Source organism: Xanthomonas sp. BRIP62418 (assembly GCF_003993495.1).
Taxonomy (GTDB): Bacteria; Pseudomonadota; Gammaproteobacteria; order Xanthomonadales; family Xanthomonadaceae; genus Xanthomonas; species Xanthomonas euroxanthea.
Window position 1 is genome coordinate 23,234 of record NZ_QEZG01000033.1, and the last position, 23,473, is coordinate 46,706.

Consider the following 23,473-nt stretch of genomic DNA (forward strand, 5'->3'; position numbering starts at 1 on the left):
CGTTGTAGGCTAGGGCCTCAACCTGCAAGGAGCGCAAGGATGCGGAGCCACGTCATGGCGGCACTGCTAGCCATCGCCACGGCTGCAACGGCAAAGGATCAGAGGCTGAGCCCAAGCCGCGCCGGAGAGATCGTCGGGCTTTGGCAAGATGTCAGCGTCAACGACGACATCGTCAAGGAGGACTACGCCGGCTTCGTGCAGGTTGTCGACCTGGACAAGGATGGAGTCGATGAGATCGTCTATCTGAGTTCTTCGTACTGCTCGGATTCCACTTCCGACTGCCCCAACAGCATCGATGTATTGCGCAAGTACTCACCCGGGAAGTCACCCAACGTCAGCGCTCCAATCGACGCATGGGAAATCAGGGCACGCAGGACCGGTTATACGCCAGACGCCAGCGAGCAGATTCCTGGCGAAGTGATGCGCCTTGCAGTCCAAGGCAATCGCATCGAGGTCGTGTTCCTCGTGCAGGAAAGCTCCCCGATCTGCAAACGGGAACAACCCAATCCGGACGGATCGCAGCGCTGTCCCGCCCCCGGCAGCTACAGCTGGGCTTATACCTGGAAGCCAGGCGCCCTGGCGCGCATTACCGGCGCTGGCAGCTACGAACCACATGTCCCCAAGGCCCATTTCCCTGAGCCGCTAAGAGGCGCCTGGGTCACCGCAGGGATCGCCTGCCGCGACGCCGAGACAGCGGACCCCAAACACCTCATCCAGTTCGGCTGGGATGACATGACCGGCAAGGGCGAAGACCTCTGGCCCAACGCGGTCACCCTGCTGGCACGCACACCATGGACATGGCGCATCATCACCGCGTCTGCCAACGCGCCGAAGAAGGACGTTCCTGCAGTCTTCATCCTGAGCGAGATGGAAGATCGCCTGATCATTGCAGAGCAAACGCGCGTCAGAACCTTTGATCGGTGCCGCTGAGCGGAAAGCCGGTTGCCATCGCGTTTACGGCAACGCAACGTCGGCTCGAACGCATCGCCAGAGAACGTTCGATCAACGTCCGGGCACGCGTATCAAGTGAACCCGAGCCTGCTCTTCGGCGATTACGGCGGGCCCGATGATGTAAACAGTGTGGGAAAGCGCTGGTTAGTGGCCATCGCTGATTTTGCTGGGTGGTGGCACCGCAGCGCGTTTGACGTCATTGCAACGTTGCAATGACACTGGTACTGAAGCAATCACGTTCAATGGATGCGTAAGAGGAGATCGCATTGGTAAGGCATCCAGCTGTGGCAACGTTCCAGATTGTAGAGATGTGAAGATATGAGCATTCAAACAAGAGCCACCAATGCATTGCGCTCCGCTCTTTCCTGTCGCTTGTTGGTGGAGTGGTCTTGTTTCAAGTCGGAAACACGCTGGGCAAGGGCTCCTCCTATCAGGTCAACTGGTACTTCATTGCCCTTTGTGCGGTCTATGCATTGATTCCGATCGCCATTCTTCGGGCCATCCGGCGCCGCCCCAATTTTTCCAGGCGTCTGTATTCGATAATTCTTAGCGTGCTGGCGCTGTTGGCAGTTGTGGGAGGAATCGCTTTTTCCCTGATTCCCTTTTCGGGTCCCTGAAGCTCGGAAACGGCGACGTCGCTCCCTCGCCGCTTGCAAACCAGGCGTGGCAGACCAGCGGCCTGCCACGCCCACGCTTACATCGCCTTCTTGATGGCTTCCGCCTTCGCCAGGTGCTGCTCGACGTGCGTCTTGGTCTCGGTCAGGTGCTGCTTGACCGGCTCGGTCGACGCCACCGTCATCATCTGCGTCTGGATCAGCTGCAGCGCGTCCTTGTGCCCAGCGATCATTGCATCGATGTAGGCCGCCGCGTAGTCCTTGCCGGACTTCTGGCCCAGCGTGGACAGGTCCTGCTCGCCCTTGCTCTCCAGCTTCTTGACGTCCGGGGTTTCGGCCAGCGTCCCCAGCGCCTTGGTCTTTTCCAGGTTCTCGGTGTGTTCCTTCTCCATCATCTTCGCGTACTCGAGCACCGCGCCGGTGACCTTCTTGTCCTGCGCCTGCTTCGCTGCGGCGATCTCGTGGTTGTTCACCGCCCCGAGCAGGCCCAGTGCGATGTCGTCTCCGGAGCTCGCCCGCGCCGCGCCTTCCGGCGCCGGGCTGGCTTCGCCGACAGGCGGCGTGGTCGGGGTCGCCGCGCCACCGGTCGGCGTCGGCTCGGTGGACGCGGCAGGCGCTGCGGCCTCCTTGTCGGCATCCGGCTTGCAGCCAGCGAGCGCCAGCGCCGCGACCATGGACAGGACCAACAGTGATTGTTTCATGCTCCACTCCCTTTCGATTGAAGACAGCAGCATCGCCCTCCCCAGGTGAAGAGGGCTCATACACGTCTACTGGGGTAATCAAACACAAGCATTGGCTGCGGGGCGAAGACACAACGCCGCACCATGCACCGCACGGCACGCGGCGGCACGCGCCTGCGCACGGGCGTGGAACTGCACGTGGGTCAGCGCGGCTCTGACATGCGTGGCGTGTGGTGACACTTTCCTGCTGAAAGACGGCCCGGTTTGCCGCACACTACCGCGCCACATTTGGAGTGATTGCCATGCATAAGGCCTGGATGCTTGCCCTGTTGGGCATTTCGCCGTTGGTCCACGCCGCACCTGCCGGCGACGATGCCACCTGCCGCAACGGGTTGTTCACCAGCGCGCCGGTGGCGTTCTCCCTCGGCAAGGTCATCCCGCCGCGCCTGTACCTGCTCAAGGACACCGATGGCTGCCCGGACACGGGCGGGGCCGCATGCCAGGAGCGCGCCTACGTGGTCAAGAACGATATCGTCCTGACGGCGCAGCGCCGCAATGCCTATGTCTGCGTGCTCTATCCCAACAAGGGCGGCGGCACCGCAGGTTGGGTCGCACAGTCCAGCCTGCAGATGCAACCAAGCGCGGCCACGCCCACACCGCAGGCGTGGAACGGCCACTGGCACTATGGCGACAACACGCTGCAATTGACCACCAACGCAGACGGCAGCATCACCGTCAACGGCGATGCGTACTGGCCCAGCGCCTATCCCGATCCGGAACAGACGCCGGGCGGTCCGCACACGGGTTCGGTCACCGCGCGCGGCTATCCAGAAGGCAACCGCGTCGAGGTCAACGAGAACACGTGCAAGGTGCGCCTGCAATTGCTGGGCGACATGCTGCTGGCCGACGACAACCTGGAATGCGGCGGAATGAACGTGTCCTTTGGTGGGGTGTATCGAAAGAAGCCATAGCAAACTCAGGCATCCTGTGCGCCACTCCCGCAGAGGAAGGCGCACACATGGGTGTGCGACCTCCGAGCACTGGCCCCTCCCAACGCAGCCCCCACACGCCCCAGCTAACGGAAGCAGGCACGCCATCACTATCACCACGGCATAAAAGCCGATGCGAGGTGGCGCAGTGCGGTTTCCGTTGGCCTGCACCGGCCAGAACGGATGCGGCTCGCTCGACCTAGCAATCGGGCCAATGCACGGAAGCAGCAGGACGCGCCAGATCACCTGGCCAGCGGTGGCGCACCAGGTGGACCGGCGTCATCTATCATTGCCGATTGCTGTTTTGAAGGAATTGCGTTGAGACGTCCCGCCACGCGTTTGATGCGCGCGCCGCTGCTTGCTGCCATGGCGTTGCTTGCCGCTTGCAGCACAACCAACACCACCAACAAATCGTTGCCGCCGTCGGCGGACAATCCCGTCAACACCAGTTACTGCATCGGGCGGCTTGCCGTGACGTCCAATGTGCCCCTGCACTTTCTGGGAAGTTCCGCGCAGTTTTACTGGGGCGACATCGATACCTACCGCGAGGACGCGACTAGCTATGCGCAGCGCCTGCTGGACGCACAAGCACCGGCCAGCGATGGCCGGGTGCGCCAACTGATCAAGCCAGTGGAAACGCTGGCACAGGACGATGGCAGGGTCATCGTCGTACACGAGGAAGACGCGCTGCCGCTCGACCCGAATGTGGTGCAGGTCACCGGCTTCATTCATCGCGATGGCACGACCTTTCGCTTCCAGAAGACGGCCATCAGCCGCCTGCAGGACATCACCGAACGGCGCACCAAGGACATCCTGGCATCGATCACCAGCAGCGCATCGCCCTTCCCGCCAGCGGCGCAATCCCGGCAGCGGTTTTGCGTCATGCACGGCGCTGTCAATCTGGCACCTGGGCACGACTGGCACGAAGCCTCCAGGGTCGAGGGAGAATTCACCCTGCAGGAAACGCGCTACCGTTTCAGTCTGCGTTCGCGCTACCTGCGCTCGCTATCGTTGAACGAACAGGAAGTGACAAACCAGCGCGATCTGCTGCTGGCACTGGCGGGCGCCATACCGAACTCCAGCCTCGCGCCGATCAGTGAACTGCCGGTCGCCGCCAGCAACCCATCGCAAGCCAGTGCCCGCCTGCTCGAGATGACGACAGCCGATGGCAAGCACCAGGTCTACGAGTGGCACCTTCCGGCCGCCAGTACGGCACCCGATACGCCGGCAACGTTTCTCTACATCTGGCCAGCGTCCGGGCAGACGTCAACGCAGGACCAAGCCAAGTTCAGAAGCTGGGTTGTGGCCCATCCGCAGCAGACCACACCGCTGTTGCAGATACAGCAACTCGCCAGCAGCGGTGGACAGCAGCAGGCGACGCCAGCAGTAGAAGAGAGCAGGCTGGTGTACCGGATGCAGCTGCATTACCACGGCGACCAGGCTGCCGGCGGGCGCCATTACGTGATCTACAAGGATGGCCAGAAGGTCGATGATGGATTCAGCGATGCCCACGGTTTTACCAAGGCGCACAACGCGGATTACGACCAGGTATGGACAACCGAGGTGCTCAATAAATGAGTACATCCCTCAGCGCGGCGTGCCTTTTTTTCCAAAGAAGCAAGTCGGAGAAGATTGGTAAAAACCGACGCTATACATCTGCCCTGTGCCGTTGATGAAGACAAGCACGGGCCAAGACGCTCCGCTTTTGAGGGCACGAGCGTGCGAGCAGCATATGCGGAATTCAAGCGCACGCTGGTTACCAGCCTGTTGGAATCCGCTACGCTCAACCCCAATACGTGGACACGAGACAGGCAATGAAGCTGACAGCCGCGCAAATCCTTTCAACGCCTGGCCAAATCGAAGAGAACATCAGCAAGCACCTCGATGTCATTCGCCTGGCGGCGAGCAAGGGTGCGGATGTGCTGGTCTTTCCCGAGCTGTCCCTCACCGGCTACGAACCAGCACTGGCTCACGCCCTGGCGGTGCACCCGGCTGATCAGCGCTTTGATCCGCTTCAGGTGGCAAGTGACCAGTACGGCATGCTCATTGCCGTTGGCGTACCCACGAAGGGGGCGAAAGGCATCGAAATCGGGATGATCTGCTTCCAACCAGGGCTGGAGCGCACAAGCTACTCCAAACAGCAGTTACACCCCGACGAGTTACCCTTCTTCACCGGCGGTGATGAGCAGCTTGTTCTCAGACACGCAGATCAGGTGCTGGCGCCTGCCATTTGCTACGAGTCACTGCAGGCAAGCCATGCGGAACAAGTTGCAGCGTCAGGTGCTGGCGTGTATCTGGCAAGCGTGGCCAAGTCGGAAAGAGGCGTGACATCGGCCTACAATCATTATCCGACGATTGCAAGAAAGCATTCCATGACTGTCTTGATGGCGAACTGTGTAGGCCCGCCGACACTTTCATAGGAGCGGGCCGGTCTGCCATCTGGGGCAGTGACGGTGAGCTCGTTGGCAGCGCTGACGCCTTCCAGGAGGCATTGGTGGCGTACGACACAAGGAATGGAGAAGCGAGCGTCTTCAGCTTAGCTTGAGATCAGGCCAAGGCCAGTAACAGGCAGCCCTGTCTGTGCGGTGACACTCGGCAATCCCACTTGCCCGCTGCGTCGGCAGCTGCGCGAGGACATCCGCGGTGGCGGGTTTGGCTTGACTGCATTATCAGGACGCAACGACCTGAGGATATAAGCCCTTTGCGCTGTTGAGCTCAACGGCCAACTTCCCTACCTTGGACAGTAGCTTGCCGATATCCTGCTCAGGATCAGCGTAGAAATAATCGATGCAAAAGCGAAGTGACGTGCCAAACTGATCGCCGATGGGTGGAAGCGCAACGCTCTTGATCTGCATCGGCTCGCCCGCTCGCGCCGAATCGCGTACCCACCAGGAAATGAACTCGAGTGCCTTGAGGCCTTTCGGATCGCGCGTGATACCAAAGTTGACGGAGATGGCAAGCTCGTTGTCCAAGCCTCCCTTTGTGCGCTTCAACGCGCCGAGCGGCAGGTCGGCATACGGAAGAAGACTGAAGTCGCTTTCCGTGACATCAGAAAGATCCACCTTGTCCACCGCTGCATCGGTAATGCCAGGGATAGACGTAATGGCGTCTTGCAGTTCTTGTACTTCGGGTGGCACTGCAGCTCCAGACGAATTGCGTCGGACGATCGTCGTCGATGCACCGTTTGCCGTCTGGTAGCGTTGCTTACGGATAACGGGGTCAGGCCGGGCCTCAAGTAAACCCCGACCCCGTTTTCATTGGCTGGTGGATAATCGTGCAATGTGCCTACCGCGCTCATCGTGAATGCGGCCACCTAAGCAAGTAAAAAAACACAGAGTGCAGCTTTTCTGCGGGCGACCATGCGAGGGTAACGGGCGCACTTGCTACTAGCCGAGGCGTAGGAGTCCGATTGCATAGAGAAGCATTGCGATGCCCACGGCGAACACGGCGCGTCGGCATACACGCAACGTCTCAGAAGTAAGTTCCTGAGCTAGTGGTCGAATCCCGTCAAGGTGTGTAGCCCCACTGCCCGATGATAGCTTCCAAGGTGGCCTGATTCACTGGGACCACGCCTGGGCATGTCATCAGATATGCCCGGCGTGCCGCCGCCGTGGCTGAAGGGTTGAAGGCGGGGCTCCATATCTGAATGGAATGGAAGACGGCGATCGGCGCTGCACAAGCAGGACCTCCTGGCTTGCTTGGGGCGGTCATGCTGGCCATGCAAAGAAAGACCGAGCAAGGATCTCCCGCTTGGGCGCGCGCTGGGGCGCTCACGCCAAGGCTTAAAGCCGCAGCCAGTGCGAAAGTGGTGGCAATGCTACGTAGCTTCATGATGAATACGTCCCTGGTAGTGATTGAAATGACGTGCTTGTCTCTGGGCGACCTGCGTCAAGCGTGGCTCAGCGAGAAGCCCCTGACACCGCTTGCAATGGTGTCGGCTGGGTCACCTGATGTTCCGTCTCCGCCAGAATGGCGTTGGTCAGGGTAGCATGTCGACCACGCGCGGTGTGAGGACTAGGCGCGGCCGGCTGGCCGCCGAGCTGAGATGCGCCGGTAGCTGGCCCAGTCCCGTGACGCAACAGTTAAATGCCTGCTTATCCATCGCTCTCTTGCTTTTCATTGGCCCGGTCAATGTCCTGCAGATTAGAGACCTCAGCACACTAAAATGAGGCGGCATAAGCCAACTTTCATAGCAAGCTGCGTTGATAGAAGATTGCCAATGGACATCTATCAAAGCCAGAGTTAGACAAAGCCTATCTGCCATCAGGCTGCTTGACTATAAGAAAGCCAAGCGTGCACAGGATGACACCCATCACGGCAAGGCCGATGACAACCAACTGCCGGATCTCGTCGCTGGGCGAAGGAGCCTTGATTAGGCCCCTCAAAAAAACCAGTGCGGCAACCGCCAATAATATGAGACCGATTTTGCTGTAAGCATTGATCAGACCACTAAGAGAAGGACGCATCCTCTTATTCATCCATGAATTCCTTTGTAATCCGCAGTGAGCGATTAGACTACTACTGTACGATATTCCCGTATTCTGGGCTCTTGGTCAATCATTCAACGATATCGAGTCCAGCATAAAAAATCGCAACCATGTTTGCATTGCGGATGCGCCATGAAGGGATGAGAGGTCAAGTCGACTCATTAGATTAACCTGACTCTACTTCTTGTGGCCTCATCGTCTTGTGTGAGGTACAGCCCAGCTCACCTGCGGCGCGCTACGCCAGAGCTAGACGGTCTCTGCTGCATGTGCGCTGCGCACTTCGTTTCTTACAGAGAATCTGTCTATAGAAGAGCATGAAGATCTTCGGGTCCGGGCGCTATGAGTGACGTTGAACCATTGCATGTGGCTGTGAGTCTGAACTTGGACTTGGTTGATTGATCCTCGATAGCGCGAATACCGTCGATAACGCACAAGACGCCGAACAGCGTTGCATCGGCCGCCATTTGCAATGCGGCGACAACGTTGGCTTTGTCGGCAGGAGCGAGACCGCGATACCAGACGGACAAGCTAACCAAAGATTGTTCGGGCCTACGGCCCGGCGGGGCCTCAAGAAGTTCCACGCAGTCGTGAACGGCTGCGTCCGCGCATTGGGTCTTCAGCGCACTAACAAAGTCATTTGGAGTCATTTCTGGTCCTGGCTGTTGAAGAGCTCGCTAGCTTCCACCTTCAAGCGATCGCAGCGTATGCGCTTGAATAGGACGAAAGCGAGCACAGCCATTTATGGCATATGTGAGAGCGAACTCGATAAGACGTGGGGAACATGACTTGCATGTTCTGGGGCGCACCCTACGTGCGATATTAGGACAAACCCATGCGACTGCAGTTCTGCTTGCTTGCGTTGGCAATGGCATTTGCGCCACACGCGCTTGCCAAAGGACCTTCCACAGCGTTGTCTGATGCCAACATCAAGACGCTGCTGATTCAACAATCGATCGATGCCTATCCCGGCAACTGCCCCTGCCCGTACAACGCGGCACGCAATGGCAGCAGCTGCGGCGGTAGAAGCGCATATAGCCGTGGCGGTGGCTACGCCCCGTTGTGCTACCCAAAGGACGTGACCAAGGCAATGGTTACCGACTACCGAGCTGGAGCGCGGTGAAGCCGATGGCCCAATCTGGCCGCATCACTCGGGCCAGACCTGCCCTCATGTCGTTCGTCTTCTGCGGCCACGCATAGACCATCAAGTCGTTACGAGGAAACATCCATGAAAAAGGCAAAGATCGTTTTGGCGATCGTGGTAGCACTGGCCTCCGCTTCAGTGTGCGCGCAGACCCGTGTCAATGGTTACCACCGCGCTGACGGCACTTATGTGCAACCTCACTATCGCAGTGAGGCCAACAGCACAACGCTCGACAATTATTCGACACGTGGGAATGTGAATCCATACACCGGAAAACTTGGAACTGTCGATCCGTATAAAGAACAGAACACGTATCGCCAGCCAGCACCACGGCCGACGTACGAACCATCCAGGGCTGACGCCGTCAACCCTTATGGATCCGGTTACTGATGCATCGAACCCTGCCTCGGCAGGGTTTTTTGTCTGCATGGATGTTTGCTGGCCGTAGCGCACCGGCATGCGTGTTCAACACGGCGAGGATGCATCCTGATGTTCTCATCCGGCAGGCAACGCACCCGGGCACATCACTGCACAGCGGCCCGGCACGCGGCCAGGGCGCGGCTGATGTGATTTTCCACCATCTTGATCGAGATGCCCATGGCTGCGGCCACTTGCGGGTAGGTGAGGCCGTCGATGCGGTTGAGGATGAAGGCCTGGCGGCATCTGGGCGGTAGTGCGGGCAGCGTGTGGGTGTGCAGGTGCTGCAGGATGCGGCGGGCGTCGGCGATCTGGTCGACGTGGGCGCCGTCTGCGGCCAGTGGTGCGATCAGGTCCAGTGCGACGTGGGCGTTGGCGTGGCGGCGGTGGCGCGTGCGCCAATGCTCCAGCACCACGTTGTGGGCGATGCGGTACATCAGCAGCGCATAGTCGCCGATGTCGGGCGCGTCGCGGTAGGTCAGCAGGCGGAGCAGCGTTTCCTGGGTAAGGTCGTCGGCGGTGCCGCGGTCACGCAGGCGCCGGCGCATGTAGGCAAGCAGGTCGGCATGCAACACGCCAATGGCCTGGTCGAAACGCGCCCTGCCCGCTGCCGGCTCCTCGCTTACGCGCCAACGCGTGGTGTGGCGTACGCGGGCGTAGCCGCGCATAACTGCGGCGCGCGGATGTGCGACGTACGCCGTGCGTGGAGTGGCGGTTGTGCCTGAGCCGCTGCGCCGATGCCAGGCGATGCAGGTATTGGTCGCGCGTTCGACCGGCAGCGGCATCCATGTGTTGCCGAAGCGCGGGGATGTGCCGAAGGTGCCGGCCAGGGTGTCATTCACCATGCGGGTTCTCCAACTGCGGGGTGCACGCGCGGAGCGCGGGGTGCGGCGGGTTGGTCACTCTGCAGGTGCGACGGTGACAACCAGCTCGCCGTGGCGCATGCGGATGTTGAGTTTGCTGCCGATGGTGAAGCCGAGTTGTTCCAGCCAGCGGCCACGCAGGCGCAGCGTGGGGATGCGTTGGTGGCTGTCGGGGTAGTAGCCGTAGCCGACGGTGCAGTGTTGCGGGGCACGCGGATGGCCTGGGCGGCGCGGCTTGGTGGGATCGGGGCGGGGCTCGGGGATGGCGGGGCGGTCGAGGTAAGGCTGCGGCGTAATCGTTGGGTCGAGCGAGCGCCAGACGACCTCGGTGGGTGGTGTCACCGTGGCGCGCTTGCGCGCTGGCTTGGGACGGGACGTGGATCGACGCATGGCAAAGCCCTCCTTGACGAACAGGCCCCGCCGCCGGGTGGCGACGGGGATGTCGGGAGGTTAGAAACCGCACACAGTCGGCGGGCGTATTTCCCCGAGGGGTGTTGTATTAGCCGCCCTCCCGACGCAGGCATCGCGTCGGTTGCACCCGCAGAATTTGCAGGCACAAAAAACCCACCGGTTTGACGGAGGTGGGTACCGCTGTGTGAGGAGTTTCTACGCTCCTTGTGGTAGAGATTGCTGCGGGTTTGTTGGGATGTCAACTACCTATATTGGGAGAGCCTTCATCAGCATCCCACTAACGCCACTGCAGATGTCGCCGAGGTGTTTGGAAGACAACCCTAAGCTCTGTCTTATGCCCAGCTGTGTTAACCAAGCTAACGATCAAGGAGAGTTGTGAAAAGGTCTCGGAGAGCACGGTCGTCAAATTTCTCTCCCTCAAATTTTCTTGTAGATGGGAAACTAGGCGAAGAGGCGGGAGTACTCCGGTCTTCAATCTCGTATATCCGATCCTCAATATCTGAAAGTGCTTTATTCAGAACGTTGTCCGGCACACCGAAACGCGGCGCAAACTTCCTTAGGGCGTCGATTCGGTCGGATAACGAAGATTCGCTATCATCGTCTCGAATGAGGCTAGCATTTTCTTGAAACTCTTCGAGCACAGCGACCCGCAAGGCATCGGTAATTTCTGGAGGTAACCCCTTAGACGCGTCTACAGCATCGACAAACGAAGAGAGCATGTCACTTGAACTGCACCTTATTGTATCCGTGAGCGCTTTTTTGAGGATCTCCAGCAATTCGAGTTCATAGATGAAAGGCCGGCCATAACTCTCCTCATCTCCTCTGGAAATTAGTTCAATCAGATTCTCGCCATCGGACCATGCATCGAAGCCCTGTTGTGGATTACGAGCGATCTCCATTATGCTGTCTGCAATCCGCTGCTCGCTCGTGAGCTGCCACCAGTCCATCAGCATTTGAAGACGTTTGGAGTTCGCAGCGTCGTTGTACTCGAGCGAGCCAGCGTCACCTGCTCGGGGACGCCAGCTTGGGCGCTTTTCGATCATATCCAGCTTACCAAGGCAAGCTGAGACGATCTTAGCTTGGTCGGCTTCATTGAGCCCGTGCGAATGCACGAAGTCCCACAAGCTCGATAACCAATCGATGGAAGCCGCCGTAGGAACGATGCGAACAAGGAGGTCCACGTCCAACAAGTAAGTTGAAAGATAGTCTTTGAGCGAAGGGTTGAGAAAAGAAACACTTGGCCAGCCAATGTCAACGATGTTGACAAAGCTACCTTCCAGGATTCGGAGAGCCTCCTCGAAATCCTTAGGCCCATGCGCTAGCCGGTAAGCTTTGCTCATCTCCGTATGCAAGGTCTCGAAGGATGACCGAAGGGTGGAAAGAGAAGTCCCGTATTCCGACAGGAAAAACATAGCTATTAGAAGGTGCCTACACCGATGATCAATGTGTACTCTGAAAGCCTTATCCCAGATCTGACTTGGGTTATTCAGGGCGTCAATAAAGGCTGCGGGATATTTAGCAGCCTCTATACCATTGACGCGAAATGTATCAGTCATTGATTCAACAATACGCGGATTATAGTTCTTGTGATCAACAATTTTCGCGATTTCATTATTCTCTAAGAGCGCTTGAATGTGCGCTTGCGGGGTTTTTAATACAAGAAGATGATTGTACAGAATTCTAGATTTGATCCGACGTGTATAGATACCTACATCAAGTACATACTTCGTGACATCGAGGCGCTGATCACCCAGATGTTCGGATACTCTACGAGCTTCTTCAAATATGTAAGCCCTTGTCGTCAGGATAAAGCGGGCGTTCGGCGAGCGACGTACGCGACTCATGAACCGCGCAAGATCAGAATCCTTGTGCGCCAGAGCCTTTCGGTCGAGTGCGATTTTTCCTAGAAAGTCGTCGAACAAGAATATCTGCTTTTTACTGTCATTAATGCTAGCAAACCCATCATCCAGACTCCGGATAGGAATGAGATCCCATTGCTCGTTCAAGAATGTATAGCAAAGCATCTCGGCCAGCGTCGTTTTTCCCACACCTGGCGGACCGGAGATGATGAGAAGCCGATGCTCCTCCAATTTAGATAGAGATTCATCGAAGCTGGGATTTGATGCATAGATACGAACTTTTTGCTGGATGTCTTCTTTTGTAAATGCTGCAAAAGTATGTGCTGCCGCACGTACAACCCGTTCGATAACACCCGCGCCCGAGAGCCATAGTTTTATATGTGACTTTAAAATGTCCGGATACTTCCGCAGTAGACCGTTGATATCTTCCGGACCAAAAATATCCGCTTCCGACTTCAGGCTTGGGCCTATGATTGCGGCAAGCTTATCTTTTCCAGCGGGTGTAAACTTGCAGGATGTCGCTAAAATGTATCGGATAGAATTTAACTTGTTGATTGACAGGCGCTCACGCTTCATGGCCGCCGTCAGCTTGGTAAACGGCGAACTTTCATAATGCTTAGCCTGCAGGATAATTTCCCCGCTGGCCTTAGCGTGCCGCCCGTCAATGCCTCCATCCGGCCCTGCGCAGAATGCCTCAAAGCGTATTCCTTCCTCTTTTCCGACGAGATCCCTTACGAGATCCTCAAAATCCGCAAATGAAAGGTTTTTAAAGTCGTAACTCATTATATGTCACCAATAGCGATGCCAATTCTCTACGCCGAGTTATTTTTAGCCTGAAGCTGAGATATAGCATCGGCTCCTGCAGTTCGCTGCCTACTTTTACGGCACCGCCAGCGTGTTGTTGCCGGAATGGGGTCGGGTTCACTTATGAAGTCAACCCTACTCGCTCCGCCAAAACCTCAACCTGCAGCCGTTATTCTCCGACCTTTCCACGGCACCACCTGATCCATCTCGCCACGGAAAACCTCGCGCCGCATCTGCTTAAGCTTGCCGTCGTGCTCCGCTTCGCCGAGAGTCAGCTGCATCGAAATCAACCCCTCGGTTCGTTGATCGATCATTGGAGATCAGACTAATTGTCCGGATCTTCATTAAATGAAGCTTCCCGCCGCTCTCGGTCAACGCCGTTCTTAAGGAAATCCTAACTGAGGACTTCATTTTTTACCTAAAATCCTTTCCTCTATTTCCTTGATCTCATCGTCAAACCACACAGTAGTGATCCGACCATTCTCTGCAAGCGATGCATCTATTTGTGCCCTCTTAAGTTTTATACTGACAATTGCGTTAAGACGCTCCAGTTCAAGTATTTCTTTTTGCAATAGCAAATTTTTCGATTGCGCTACATCTGCCGTGGCAAGTCCTTCACGAGTCTCAGCAAGCTCAACTGACTGAAGATGCACTGCAATTGCTGCAGCACAAAGAGCAAGCCCGGTGAATATCGCATTTGAAGCACCGAAAAGATCGCCCAGCACCCCCTTTTCGGGATTATTTTTAAGTAACCAGAAATTGGCCGTGAAAACCAATATCACAAATGCTGGAGCCATCCAATACAAAACGGGTACGTTTAGGCGCTTCATATAATTTCCATATCTCTAGACAATTTTTGAAATTCTAAAGGGAGCTCAGGACGACTTATCAATTTAGCGTAACCATTTTCCCTGTTATCGCACCTCCTTCACCCTGACTAAAATATTCGTCAGCATCTCCGGAACCATGCCTCCGGAGCGAAGTGTTGCTGCTCGGTAAGCGAGCTGATTTTTTGAAAGATTTAGCCCTATCTCTGCCTCGACGCTAATGCAAGCAGCTGCCCAATCCGGCCAACTAAGATGCAAAAATCCCTCGAGGTTATCTTCAAATATTGCGACCAAGTCAGAGGTAATAGCAGGAGGAAAATCCTCTTCAGGAAGTTGGAAGTAGCGCAGCAATCTACGATTTTCTACTGCGTGATTTCTTCTTTCCTTATCTATTTCAATTTGACTTTTATTCTTTTCCTTGGCTCGATCTTCAAATCCCTTATCGGCATCAAAAAGCGCATAAACTGGCACTCCAACTGATTTCAAAATTGCATGAGCCAGCGGAATTGATGCTTTACTGCCGACAGAAACAATAGAAATTCCTGCAGCCTCAAGACTTCCGGGAAAATTTCTATCCCCAACGCCGTAAAATACAGCTGATTCGGTTGTTCCCTCCACGAGAAATGCTCGATTCGCAAACAGAGCTATGGAAAGTTGATCGGCTACATTATGGTCAAGTCTGCGATCAACTACGCCACTATCTACTATGCCATCCAGCTTTTCTTTCACTCCCTCGATAGTAGCAAAATGAACCGTTACGACCGGCACCGCATCTGTCGATCTAGTCAGCCGCCTGACTTGGTGGAAATGGCGCGCTTCTAAAAAGTAAGGACTATGCGTCGCGTAGGCTATCTGAATGCGCTTAGTCGAATCGTCTGCAAGCGATCTTAATACTTTTGCAAAAGTCTGTGCCTGGATAGGATGCTGGAAAAGCTCTGGCTCCTCAATTGCCAGACATATCACTCCCTCGGCTGAAGCTGCACCCGACTGCGCCAAAAGTTGTAGGGCGGAGATCAGTAGCGTACGTTGAAAGCCGTGCCCTTGACGTTCCACTGCTGTTTCCGTGGTGCCATCGAGTACTGCCACATCAAATGTTGTGCGGGGTGCCCTGAGTTCGACTTCAGCCGGACAAACAGTAATTATCCGGCCTGGCGCATAGGTTGTAACGACTTCATTGAGCTGCGTTGTGATAGCCCCAAGCTGCTCCCTGAATTTATCTTGATAGACCTGCTGCTGCTTCGCGCGCGCATCTGCAACGATTTCTGCTATCGCTTCATCAGCAGCAGTACGATCAATCGAACGCTCAAGAATTCGCCCAATGATACTTGCCTTCCCGTCGATTGACTCTTCGCTTGCACGAAGGTCTGCTGTTACCAGAACGAAGTCGAAGAGTCCGCCCATCTTGCCGCCACTATTGAAGCCAAAGAAGTTGGTCTGCAATGCCTCGGGCGCATCCAAAAGCTGAGCGGTGTGGGCTGCCTCCCAAGTTGTCATCGCCTGATCGACAGCCTGGCCAGTATTTGCTGCTGGAAGCTCGAGCTCAGGACGCTCACGTCGGAGATTCGCGTACAGTTCCTTCTTGGCCGTGGCGCTGCTTGCTCCCTTAATTGAATTAAAATCAGGAAAACCTTTGGCATTGGCGGAAAGCACGTCGATACAATCAGGCGATCGGCGCTTCCACGCAGTGAACGAAGTAACGCCGTCTGGCGCATACTTCCCGAGCGCCTCCCTATCTTTTTCCGTGAGGTCTTCGAAGGTAACTTGAACCTCAATATCTTCGTCCGTTGCTCCAAAGGAGCAATCATTCGCTGTCAGCGAACCAGGCTTGCCATTGAAGAACCAGTCGAGCGCTCGGAGTACGGTGGACTTGCCAGTACCGTTTGGTCCAATCAAAGTCGTTACGCTATCAAAAGGGATCGTTACGTTTTTTAACGTACGGAAATTTTTGATGCCAACGGATCGGATCTTCATTTCGGCCTGTTACCCCTGGTAAATTACGTCATCTTCTTACTTAACCATTGACAAAATCCACTTTCCAATTTTCGAAATTATTGAATCAGCATTGGTATCGATCCCGAATGTGTTCGTTGTAGTAAATTCCTTTTGAGCCCGCATTGAGAAGCCCCTGAAACACGTGCGAGGGCACTCCGCAGAAATCGTATGTGTGGCCCTGCACGAATTGAATTTTCATACGCATGCTAGCCGGGTCGTAGCCAATGGCGCTGATGGCTGACGAGTTTACGCGAATCATATCCATCGATTTTCCTACCGTTTGAACTACGTGGGACAACGTCGGGCCTGCTCTTTGAATTAATTGTCAGTACTAAGCTTCGTCATCTTGCGACGGCGAGCCAGCAGCATGCGGAGTATCAGAAGTGCCGGGAACGCAAGGACGGCAACTCGCAGGTGTAGCGTCGGTGTGACGCCTTCTTTCGGCCAGAAGGAAAGCCAAATCGCGAGTGCCGCGAGACAGCACAGCGTTAGCATCAGCAATCGCTTGGCAGCGCGTAAGGAGAACGGCATTGCCAGCGCAGGAGCGGCCATCACCAGAAATCCGATGCCGCTGATTAATGCGCCCGTCTGTCCCTCACGTACCTGGCCTGCTGCAACCACCGCCACCAGCAACGCGCCTGTCGCTGCGAGCATGACGCCGGCAAGGCCGGCGAGTAGCTTCAGGAGTTTTTGATAGCGCATTCTTTGCGTCCTAGTTCCTGCATCACGCAGCACTTCCGAGTGGCGTTGGCTTGAGGCCTGCTAGGACTTGTGACGCCGATAGTGGTTGTTGGTACTGATGCTGCGGTAGCTGCCACCCTTGTGCGAGGCGCCGTGGCCTGCGCTGTAGTGACCGCCGTGACTGGTGGTGTGGTGCGAACCGGCGGCCCTGACGCGCGCCTGCGCGGAGGCGGTAAACAATCCCAGTGCGGCCACAGTCAGTGCCACGATGCTCCATACCTTGCTCAACATTGTTTCTTCCCCCTGAAGAAATGTGTGGCTTTGCAGCTTTATTAAGTACTGCGTGCCTTGATCCTCGCCGAGTTTTTGGGTTGCGTCAATGCGCTTGCGCGATTGATCTTTGGCTTAATCGGCTTTGCCCTCATCCGCCCTTCGGGTACCTTCTCCCGCGTGCGGGAGAAGGGCTTGGTATGTTGGGTTATTGGCTGTTTTTTGCGGTTGCCGGCTTGGCCAGGGTGGGTAGAGCGAGTTTATTGTTGAGGTCGGCAATCTCTTGGGCGCTGCCTTCGGCAAGCACACGCAATTGCGCGGTTTTTTGATTTGCCGGGTTGGTTAGTGGCAGGCATACCTGCGAGGTGATTGGCTGCAGATTGCGTGGCGCGGCAAGCGCCGGAAGCCCCACCCTCGCCAGCTCCTTCCCACGCGCATCCTCCAACGCCACAAATCCGGCCGGTGCGTCGGCATGGCCAAGGCTGTGCACGGTGACTTCGATGGCGTCTGCGTTCACCCGCACATCGCCATGGCCGATGCCCAGGTCCGGGCGTAGTTCGACCGGTGTGGCATCTGCAATCCGTTCGAATTGCAGGACAGTGGTGCGGCCTGCAGGGAAGTCGACGTCGATGGCCGCGCTTTTTTCTAACGGAACGGAACGGAACGGGGTCAGGTTGCCTTCTCAAGTGAACCTGACCCCGTTATTCGGAGCTGCGAAGCGGCTTTGGCTTGAATGAGTTGTTAGATGGCACTCCGCTTATCAACGATACGTAAGAGGTGACTTGCCAGCCCGATCATCTCAGCCGCCTCCTCTGCCTCGATAGTGACCGATCGATGGCTAGATGGATTTTTGTACGAGCCAATTGCGCCTGCCATTAGGTGCATTAGCGACTCTTGTTCGCCCTTAGGCAATGAGGTGTCCGTTAATGGACCTAATTCCGGCCGAAATGCTTTTCTCATCAACTCCATGCCGATGTCTGTTGCTTCCAGACCGGCCGCGTTGCGGACATGAACCTCAAGCTCTTTGAAGCTTTGGAAGACGGCGGTGTCATAGTCTCCGCGAAGAAACGTGGCCCAGACCTTCTGCGCAATGACAGGATGAAGCTGAGATTTTGGCAGCAGATTGGAGGCCTGATACGCCGCAAAATTCTCTGCTTCCGCAGCCCGCAGGCCACGCCTCGTGATGTAACGCCAAGTAGCCACGTTATCCGGTTGAGGTGCCAAGAAGCCTTCCCTCTCTAGCCAAATCCACGCTTCCATCAGGGCGCGCCGCGCTGTCTCGTGCTTTGCAGGCGGATAGCTAGCGATACTGTGATTGAGAGTGAAGTTGTGGATGTTCAACTCGCTCTTTTCAGCCGTCGTAAGGTACCGAAGCACGATGCCACCCAACTCCTCTGGCTCGAGAGCAAGCAGGGCTTCTACGTCCGGGATGATGCGATCAATCGTCATGTGCCATCTAACGCTTGAATTAAGCCGAGTTGCGAAGCAACTTCGGCTTGAATGAGTTGTTAGGCAGTGAGTGGCGCACAGGTTGGATGGTGCAACCATGCTCCCCAGCGCTGCCGCCTGGATCGAGTGTGCCACAGCTTGCGGGATGGAGCTTGCCCAGCAATGCCGAATCGCGTGGTGCCACCGAAGCTAGACGCAATGAGCGCGGCACGGCAGCTACGGGCACGGGCGAAGCGTCGAACTCACCGCGACCCAAAACGGTGATGACTGCTGTCCGGAGCCGACTCCCTGCATGCCAGCGAACCGACCGAAGCAGGACTGACAAACTGACTTGCTCCACCACGGTCTAACACCTGAGTTAAGCCGGACCGCTGCGCGGCACAGCTTGATGGTACACGTCACCATTTAAGCCGAGCCGCGAAGCGGTCTCGGCTTGAACGAATTGTTAGGCCTCACATCTTCCGCCGGGCTTTTGGGAGCTTCTCATCAAGGTCGGGAATTTCACAGAGAATCGCTTCTCGCGAGATCGCAGCATCTTCGGCGAGCTTTTCTGTCTGGACAGCAGCATTCGCCAACGATTTCAAGTACGCGACTAATTTTTCGCTTAGCGTCTTAAGCCCGGCACCGTCCCGTTCCATCTCCGGCTTCTTCTGTTGAGCAATCGCGGCGATAATTGCACCAGCCTGTTCAATCTCTCCCATTGTTGGAAGATTGGAGCAGTCGCCACTTGCAAATGCTTCTGCCACTCTCCGGATGATTGAATATGCTTCTTCCTTCGTCACGAACAATCTCCTTACACTGAGGCCTAACTACCATTGGACCGCCTAAGCGCGGCATAACAGGATCCTCGCCGACTCCCTGACCGCGGTCAATCAACATAAACATTTGAAGTCATCTCTTTTCAGCTGCGTCCCTACCTTTGACGCCTGGTGTTAGGCCGCGTCTTTGCGGGCTGATTCTTTTACGCGAAGTTCCTTGTGGCCGAATGCCGGGATCTAAGAAACCCGGCACTCGAGCTCGTTGCCTACTTCCACGGTACCGCCAGCATGTTGTTGCGTTGAGTCACCTCAGCAACCTCACCTTCCGTCACCAGCCGCAAGCGCCCGCCCTTACCACTGCTACCCGCCGGCACCGCCAACCGCACAACTGCCGTCTTCGCCACCAAATCCCGCGGAGCCTCCAACGACGGGAACCCCGCCCGCGCCAACTCCTTGCCACGCGCATCCTCCAGCACCACAAACCCGGCCGGCGCATCGGCATGGCCGAGGCTGTGCACGGTGACCTCGATGGCATCGGCAGTCACGCGCACATCGCCGTGGCCAATACCCAGGTCCGGGCGCAGTTCGACCGGGGTGGTGGCTGCGATGCGTTCGAGCTGCAGGACGGTGGTGCGGCCTGCGGGGAAGTCGATGTCGATGGAAGCGCTTTTTTCGAAAGCGGCCTCTTGCGTCTTGGCGTTGCTGTCGAGCTTGCCGTCATTGGCTTTGCTCACGCCCTGGGTGATACGCCATTGGCCCGGGGCGACGTTCCAGCCGGTCATGCTGGCGCGCTGAGTCTTGCTGGAAGTGTTGTAGGCGATGACGGTGAAGCGGTCTTGCCGGGGTGCGGGGATGGCGATGGCCACTTGGGTGGCGGCCTCTGGATCGGCGAAGCGCCAGCTGACGGTGTGGCCGGGGTAGGTCTGGTTGCGCTTGAGCGCCACGCCGCCCAGGCGGGCGCGTTGCAGGTTGACCGTGGGGGATTCCACGCGGTCGCTCCACCAGTGGCCTTCGGTGTTCATGTAGAAGTTCTGCAGTTTCTCTCTTGCCTCGCTGCGGTAAATGGCGGCGAGATACTCGAGGTTGCCGGTGTGCTCCCAGGCCACATGGTGCGGGAAGTCCGGGGCGCTGCCGTCGTCCTTGTTGGCTGCATCGATGAGCTTGCCGCTCCAGTCGTTGCGCTTGCCCATGACATCGAGGAAGTTTTCATTGAGCAGCGAGAGGCCATTCGGGCCGCTGTTGGCGACGCGGTAGTCGATGGGCTTGAGATAGCGCTGCTCGCCGGTGAAGCGGTAGGCGGCCCAGAAGGTATGCAAGGTGTCGGCGCCGCCGCTGCCTTCGAACAGTTCGCCGCCGCGGGTCTTGCCGGTTTGCCAGTTGATCTCGTTGGGCAGGGCCCAGTTGCCCTTGGCGTTGGTGTAGGCGTGGGCGAGGTAGCCGTCTGCCAGGCCGGTGACGATGCGGCGGCTGTTGGGGTCGGCGTTATAGCCGCCCAGCAGGATGGCCGGGTGCACGATGGGGAAGGAGTACGGTTTTTGCCATTGCCAGTTGGGCTCGCGGTAAACCTTGCGGCCGCCGAACCAGTTGCTGGCGAACAGCAGGTGGCCTTGCGGGTTGACCTGGATGATGGTGTCGAAGGCTTTCACCGTTTCCATCAGGCGCTCGACGGTGCGCGGGTCGCCCCAGTTGAGGTACAGCAGGGCGCTGTTGAGGTTGATGCCCTCCTCGTAGGAATGCAGCTCGTCGGTTTCGATGGTGGACAGGCCGTTGGTGAACATGCCGTTGCGGTAGTTGGCATCGGACAGCGCCAGCATGGAGGCGTTGAGCATGTCCGGGTCAACGCCCATCAGGGCGACGCCGGGCCATTGCTGCACCAGGTCCGAGTCGTCGGAGATGCCGCCGCCGAAATCGCCGTAGGCCACCTGGCGCTGCTCGATCCACCAGCGGATGTAGAGGCGGGTGGCGCTAAGGTCTTGCAGCTGCCAGAACGCCCAGGCGGGCACGCCCTTGGGTACGGTGGGCAGTTCGACAGGCAACGCGCCCTGGTTGGCGTAGCTGATGTCGTTCCAGTATTCGCGTCCAAGCGCATTGTCCGGGTCCACGCGCAGCAGGTCGGTGATGTCGGCATCCAGGCGCTTGTAGAGCAGCTGGCGCTTGGAGGTCGTGTGTTCTTCCACCAGAAAGCCCCAGTTGTCCTTGACCTGGTTGAAGCGGTCGGCGACGTGCTCGGTGATGGCCTCGGCGCGCGGCTTGAACACCAACTGCAGCTGGGTGCCATCGAGCGCGTTGGCATCGAAGCCGGGCGCGGCGGCGGCGATGCTGAGCATCAGGCTGTCGTTGCTGAGGATTCTGTCGCGCAGGTCCAGCCACAGCGTGCGGGCCTGGCCGGGGGCGACCGCGACCGAGACATCGATCATGTCGCGTGCCGGCCAGATGGGGTCCTTGATGCGGATGTTGAGCGGGATGCTGCCGTTGTGGGTGGCCGGCAGGTTGAGCGCCGGCAGGGTGATGGCGATGCCGTCCAGGCCGTCGTGCATGTTCTCCCAGCCGTAGGACCAGCTGCGCATCAGCGCCTGGTCCGGCGGCGGGTTGCCCAGGCTGGACGGCACCAGGATGTGCACGATGGGCCGCTGCGCGCTTGCCGCCGCCTTGTCGCTGGGGCGCTTGCGCGCCGGTGCCTTGGTGGGCAGCGCGACCACGGTCTGGCGCTCGCCCGGCGGGTAGCGGCCGGCGATGACATCGCGCAAGGGGGCGAGGTTGTCGTAGTCGGGCTGGATGTCGCTGCGCACGGTGTAGCTGAGTTGCGCGCTGCCTTTGGGCACGGCGCCCGGCTGCACGTTGTAGGCCCAGATTTCCTGGATGGGGGTTTCCTGCGCGGTGTTGGCAAAGCGCAGGGTGCCACCGCGGCGCTCGGGGAACTGGTCCACGCTGCGCACCACGCCTTGTGCGCGTGCGAACAGCAGTTGCGCCTGCGCAGTGGTGGCACCGCCGGCAGCGGGCGCGGTGTAGCTGGCCTGGCCGTAGGCGGCGCCGCGCAGCTCGATGCGGTTGACCGGCTCGTCCGGCAGGGTGAGATCCAGCGCCTTGCCGCCTTCGACATAGGTGTTCCAGTCCGGCAGCTGGAAGTAGTCGTTGCGGCCGGGCAGGCGAGAGCGGTTGTAGACGCCGGGCCAGGTGGTTTCGGCGATGCCGTCGGTGGCCTTCCACATCCATTGCTTGAGGTCGCGCGCGTCAGTGAACTCGACCTTGCGGATGCGGGTGACCGGTGCATCCAGCAGTGGCGGTGCGTGGCCGTTGTCCCAGCCAAAGCGATGCAGGAAGGCGGCGTGTTGCGATGCCGGTGTAGCCGGCTCGGCGCTGGCGGGCTCCTGCAGGCGTGCGAGCGCGGCGGCGCCGCTGGCGTCGAGCATGCGGTCGTAGATGCGGATCTCGTCGAAGTCGCTGCCGCGCAAAAAGTTGTAGCGGCTCTGCACCTGGTGCGGCGACATCACGCGGCCGGCCAGGCCGAACTGGTCCAGCGCGGCGTCGAAGTCGAGCGCGCCGCCGTTGGCGCAGGGCGCACCGCAGTCCACGCGGGCGGCTTCCTTGCCATCGACATACAGGCGCACGCCGCGGGATTCGTCCCAGGCAAACGCAATGTGGGTCCACGCGCTGGCGGCGGGATTCTTGTCGAGCTTGAAGGAGACGCGGCTGCGCGCGAGGTTGGCGTCGGTGACGAAAGCATCGAAGCCGTGGCCGTTCCAGTCGATGCGCAGCCAGGCCATGTCCCAGCTGGTGTGGTCGGCGTAGCCGACCCGGAAGATGACGAACGGCGCTTCGCCAACGGGATAGCGCGCGCGCCAGAAGAAGCCGAGCGTGCCGCGCTGGGTGTAGAGGTTGCCGGGCGCATTCCACGACAGCACGCCGTCGTCGGCCCATTCGATGGCGTTGCCGCGCTTGCCAGTGGGCACCAGCGTGATCTTGTCGCGGAAGTTGGGCACGCCGTCGCCGCGGGCGACATCGGCCTGCAGGTCGCGGTCGGCCGAGACCCGGAATAGCAACTCCGGGGCCGTGGAAGTGGCCGCACTTGCCGGCAGCGCGATCAGACACAACAAACCCATCCAAACCTTCAGCACACGCACCTCGTCTGGTTCAAAACCACTGCTTCAAAACCACTGCCGCAACGCACGGGCGACAGACACTGCAACGTGCCACCGCAACGCAGCACGCGGCACACGGTTGGCGGCGGGCACGCGGGCCGGCACGTACGAGCGTACATGCCGTGCCTGCGTGCTGCGCGC

Annotated in this window: 21 protein-coding genes and 2 pseudogenes; 7 read left to right on the forward strand and 16 right to left on the reverse strand. The window is 58.1% G+C overall.

What is annotated here, in order from left to right:
• The first annotated feature begins 54 nt into the window (after positions 1-54).
• Positions 55-930: a hypothetical protein gene (locus EO174_RS07755; protein WP_126943536.1), complete on the forward strand. Its 876-nt coding sequence runs from the start codon at positions 55-57 to the stop codon at positions 928-930.
• A 410-nt stretch (positions 931-1,340) separates the two neighbouring features.
• The gene (locus EO174_RS07760) at positions 1,341-1,568 is read left to right on the forward strand and encodes a hypothetical protein (protein ID WP_241239977.1); all 228 of its coding nucleotides are present in this window, start codon (positions 1,341-1,343) and stop codon (positions 1,566-1,568) included.
• Between the two features lie 77 nt (positions 1,569-1,645).
• Here the strand turns inward: EO174_RS07760 and EO174_RS07765 are convergent, their stop codons facing one another.
• Entirely contained in the window at positions 1,646-2,266 is a 621-nt protein-coding gene (locus EO174_RS07765; protein WP_119130092.1) for a DUF4142 domain-containing protein, read from the reverse strand.
• 281 nt (positions 2,267-2,547) lie between these two features.
• Between EO174_RS07765 and EO174_RS07770 the strand changes: the two genes are divergently transcribed.
• The 3 genes from EO174_RS07770 (at position 2,548) to EO174_RS07780 (ending at position 5,654) form a co-directional block, all read left to right on the forward strand.
• Positions 2,548-3,216 (forward strand): hypothetical protein, encoded by a 669-nt coding sequence (locus tag EO174_RS07770; protein ID WP_126943542.1) that lies wholly within the window; start codon positions 2,548-2,550, stop codon positions 3,214-3,216.
• A 336-nt stretch (positions 3,217-3,552) separates the two neighbouring features.
• The gene (locus tag EO174_RS07775) at positions 3,553-4,812 is read left to right on the forward strand and encodes a hypothetical protein (protein ID WP_241239978.1); all 1,260 of its coding nucleotides are present in this window, start codon (positions 3,553-3,555) and stop codon (positions 4,810-4,812) included.
• A 236-nt stretch (positions 4,813-5,048) separates the two neighbouring features.
• The gene (locus tag EO174_RS07780; protein WP_241239979.1) at positions 5,049-5,654 is read left to right on the forward strand and encodes a carbon-nitrogen hydrolase family protein; all 606 of its coding nucleotides are present in this window, start codon (positions 5,049-5,051) and stop codon (positions 5,652-5,654) included.
• Positions 5,655-5,903: 249 nt separating this feature from the next.
• On the opposite strand, the gene EO174_RS07785 is transcribed toward EO174_RS07780, so the two are convergent.
• Both EO174_RS07785 and EO174_RS07795 read right to left on the reverse strand, forming a co-directional pair.
• Positions 5,904-6,371, reverse strand: a complete 468-nt coding sequence (locus EO174_RS07785) for a hypothetical protein (protein WP_241239980.1) — start codon at positions 6,369-6,371, stop codon at positions 5,904-5,906.
• 1,116 nt (positions 6,372-7,487) lie between these two features.
• Positions 7,488-7,712, reverse strand: coding sequence for a hypothetical protein (locus tag EO174_RS07795; RefSeq protein ID WP_126943548.1), 225 nt, complete (start codon positions 7,710-7,712; stop codon positions 7,488-7,490).
• A gap of 841 nt (positions 7,713-8,553) precedes the next feature.
• Between EO174_RS07795 and EO174_RS07800 the strand changes: the two genes are divergently transcribed.
• Entirely contained in the window at positions 8,554-8,841 is a 288-nt protein-coding gene (locus EO174_RS07800; protein ID WP_042828564.1) for a hypothetical protein, read from the forward strand.
• 105 nt (positions 8,842-8,946) lie between these two features.
• On the forward strand, positions 8,947-9,252 hold the full coding sequence (locus EO174_RS07805; RefSeq protein ID WP_206515051.1) for a hypothetical protein: 306 nt from the start codon (positions 8,947-8,949) through the stop codon (positions 9,250-9,252).
• Positions 9,253-9,386: 134 nt separating this feature from the next.
• Here the strand turns inward: EO174_RS07805 and EO174_RS07810 are convergent, their stop codons facing one another.
• From EO174_RS07810 to EO174_RS07875, 13 genes and pseudogenes are all read right to left on the reverse strand, one after another.
• Positions 9,387-10,124 (reverse strand): RNA polymerase sigma factor, encoded by a 738-nt coding sequence (locus tag EO174_RS07810; protein WP_241239981.1) that lies wholly within the window; start codon positions 10,122-10,124, stop codon positions 9,387-9,389.
• Positions 10,125-10,178: 54 nt separating this feature from the next.
• A complete protein-coding gene (locus EO174_RS07815; protein ID WP_126943551.1) occupies positions 10,179-10,532 on the reverse strand; it encodes a SymE family type I addiction module toxin in 354 nt (117 codons plus the stop codon).
• Between the two features lie 377 nt (positions 10,533-10,909).
• The gene (locus tag EO174_RS07820; RefSeq protein WP_126943554.1) at positions 10,910-13,195 is read right to left on the reverse strand and encodes a restriction endonuclease; all 2,286 of its coding nucleotides are present in this window, start codon (positions 13,193-13,195) and stop codon (positions 10,910-10,912) included.
• 200 nt (positions 13,196-13,395) lie between these two features.
• Positions 13,396-13,497 (reverse strand): annotated as a pseudogene (locus EO174_RS07825) (IS5/IS1182 family transposase); the annotation flags it as partial.
• A gap of 126 nt (positions 13,498-13,623) precedes the next feature.
• A complete protein-coding gene (locus EO174_RS07830) occupies positions 13,624-14,046 on the reverse strand; it encodes a hypothetical protein (RefSeq protein ID WP_126943557.1) in 423 nt (140 codons plus the stop codon).
• A gap of 84 nt (positions 14,047-14,130) precedes the next feature.
• Positions 14,131-16,014 (reverse strand): ATP-dependent endonuclease, encoded by a 1,884-nt coding sequence (locus tag EO174_RS07835; protein ID WP_126943560.1) that lies wholly within the window; start codon positions 16,012-16,014, stop codon positions 14,131-14,133.
• A gap of 85 nt (positions 16,015-16,099) precedes the next feature.
• The gene (locus EO174_RS07840; protein ID WP_126943563.1) at positions 16,100-16,300 is read right to left on the reverse strand and encodes a KTSC domain-containing protein; all 201 of its coding nucleotides are present in this window, start codon (positions 16,298-16,300) and stop codon (positions 16,100-16,102) included.
• A gap of 53 nt (positions 16,301-16,353) precedes the next feature.
• Positions 16,354-16,737, reverse strand: coding sequence for a hypothetical protein (locus EO174_RS07845; protein WP_126943566.1), 384 nt, complete (start codon positions 16,735-16,737; stop codon positions 16,354-16,356).
• 60 nt (positions 16,738-16,797) lie between these two features.
• Complete coding sequence (locus EO174_RS07850; protein ID WP_164740127.1) at positions 16,798-17,007, reverse strand: hypothetical protein; 210 nt, start codon at positions 17,005-17,007, stop codon at positions 16,798-16,800.
• Between the two features lie 187 nt (positions 17,008-17,194).
• A pseudogene (locus EO174_RS07855) lies at positions 17,195-17,632 on the reverse strand (LamG domain-containing protein); the annotation flags it as partial.
• A 95-nt stretch (positions 17,633-17,727) separates the two neighbouring features.
• The gene (locus EO174_RS07860; RefSeq protein ID WP_164740128.1) at positions 17,728-18,435 is read right to left on the reverse strand and encodes a TIGR02391 family protein; all 708 of its coding nucleotides are present in this window, start codon (positions 18,433-18,435) and stop codon (positions 17,728-17,730) included.
• A 452-nt stretch (positions 18,436-18,887) separates the two neighbouring features.
• Positions 18,888-19,217 (reverse strand): hypothetical protein, encoded by a 330-nt coding sequence (locus tag EO174_RS07870; RefSeq protein WP_126943572.1) that lies wholly within the window; start codon positions 19,215-19,217, stop codon positions 18,888-18,890.
• 242 nt (positions 19,218-19,459) lie between these two features.
• On the reverse strand, positions 19,460-23,314 hold the full coding sequence (locus EO174_RS07875; RefSeq protein WP_126943575.1) for a LamG-like jellyroll fold domain-containing protein: 3,855 nt from the start codon (positions 23,312-23,314) through the stop codon (positions 19,460-19,462).
• Between the last annotated feature and the right edge of the window lie 159 nt (positions 23,315-23,473).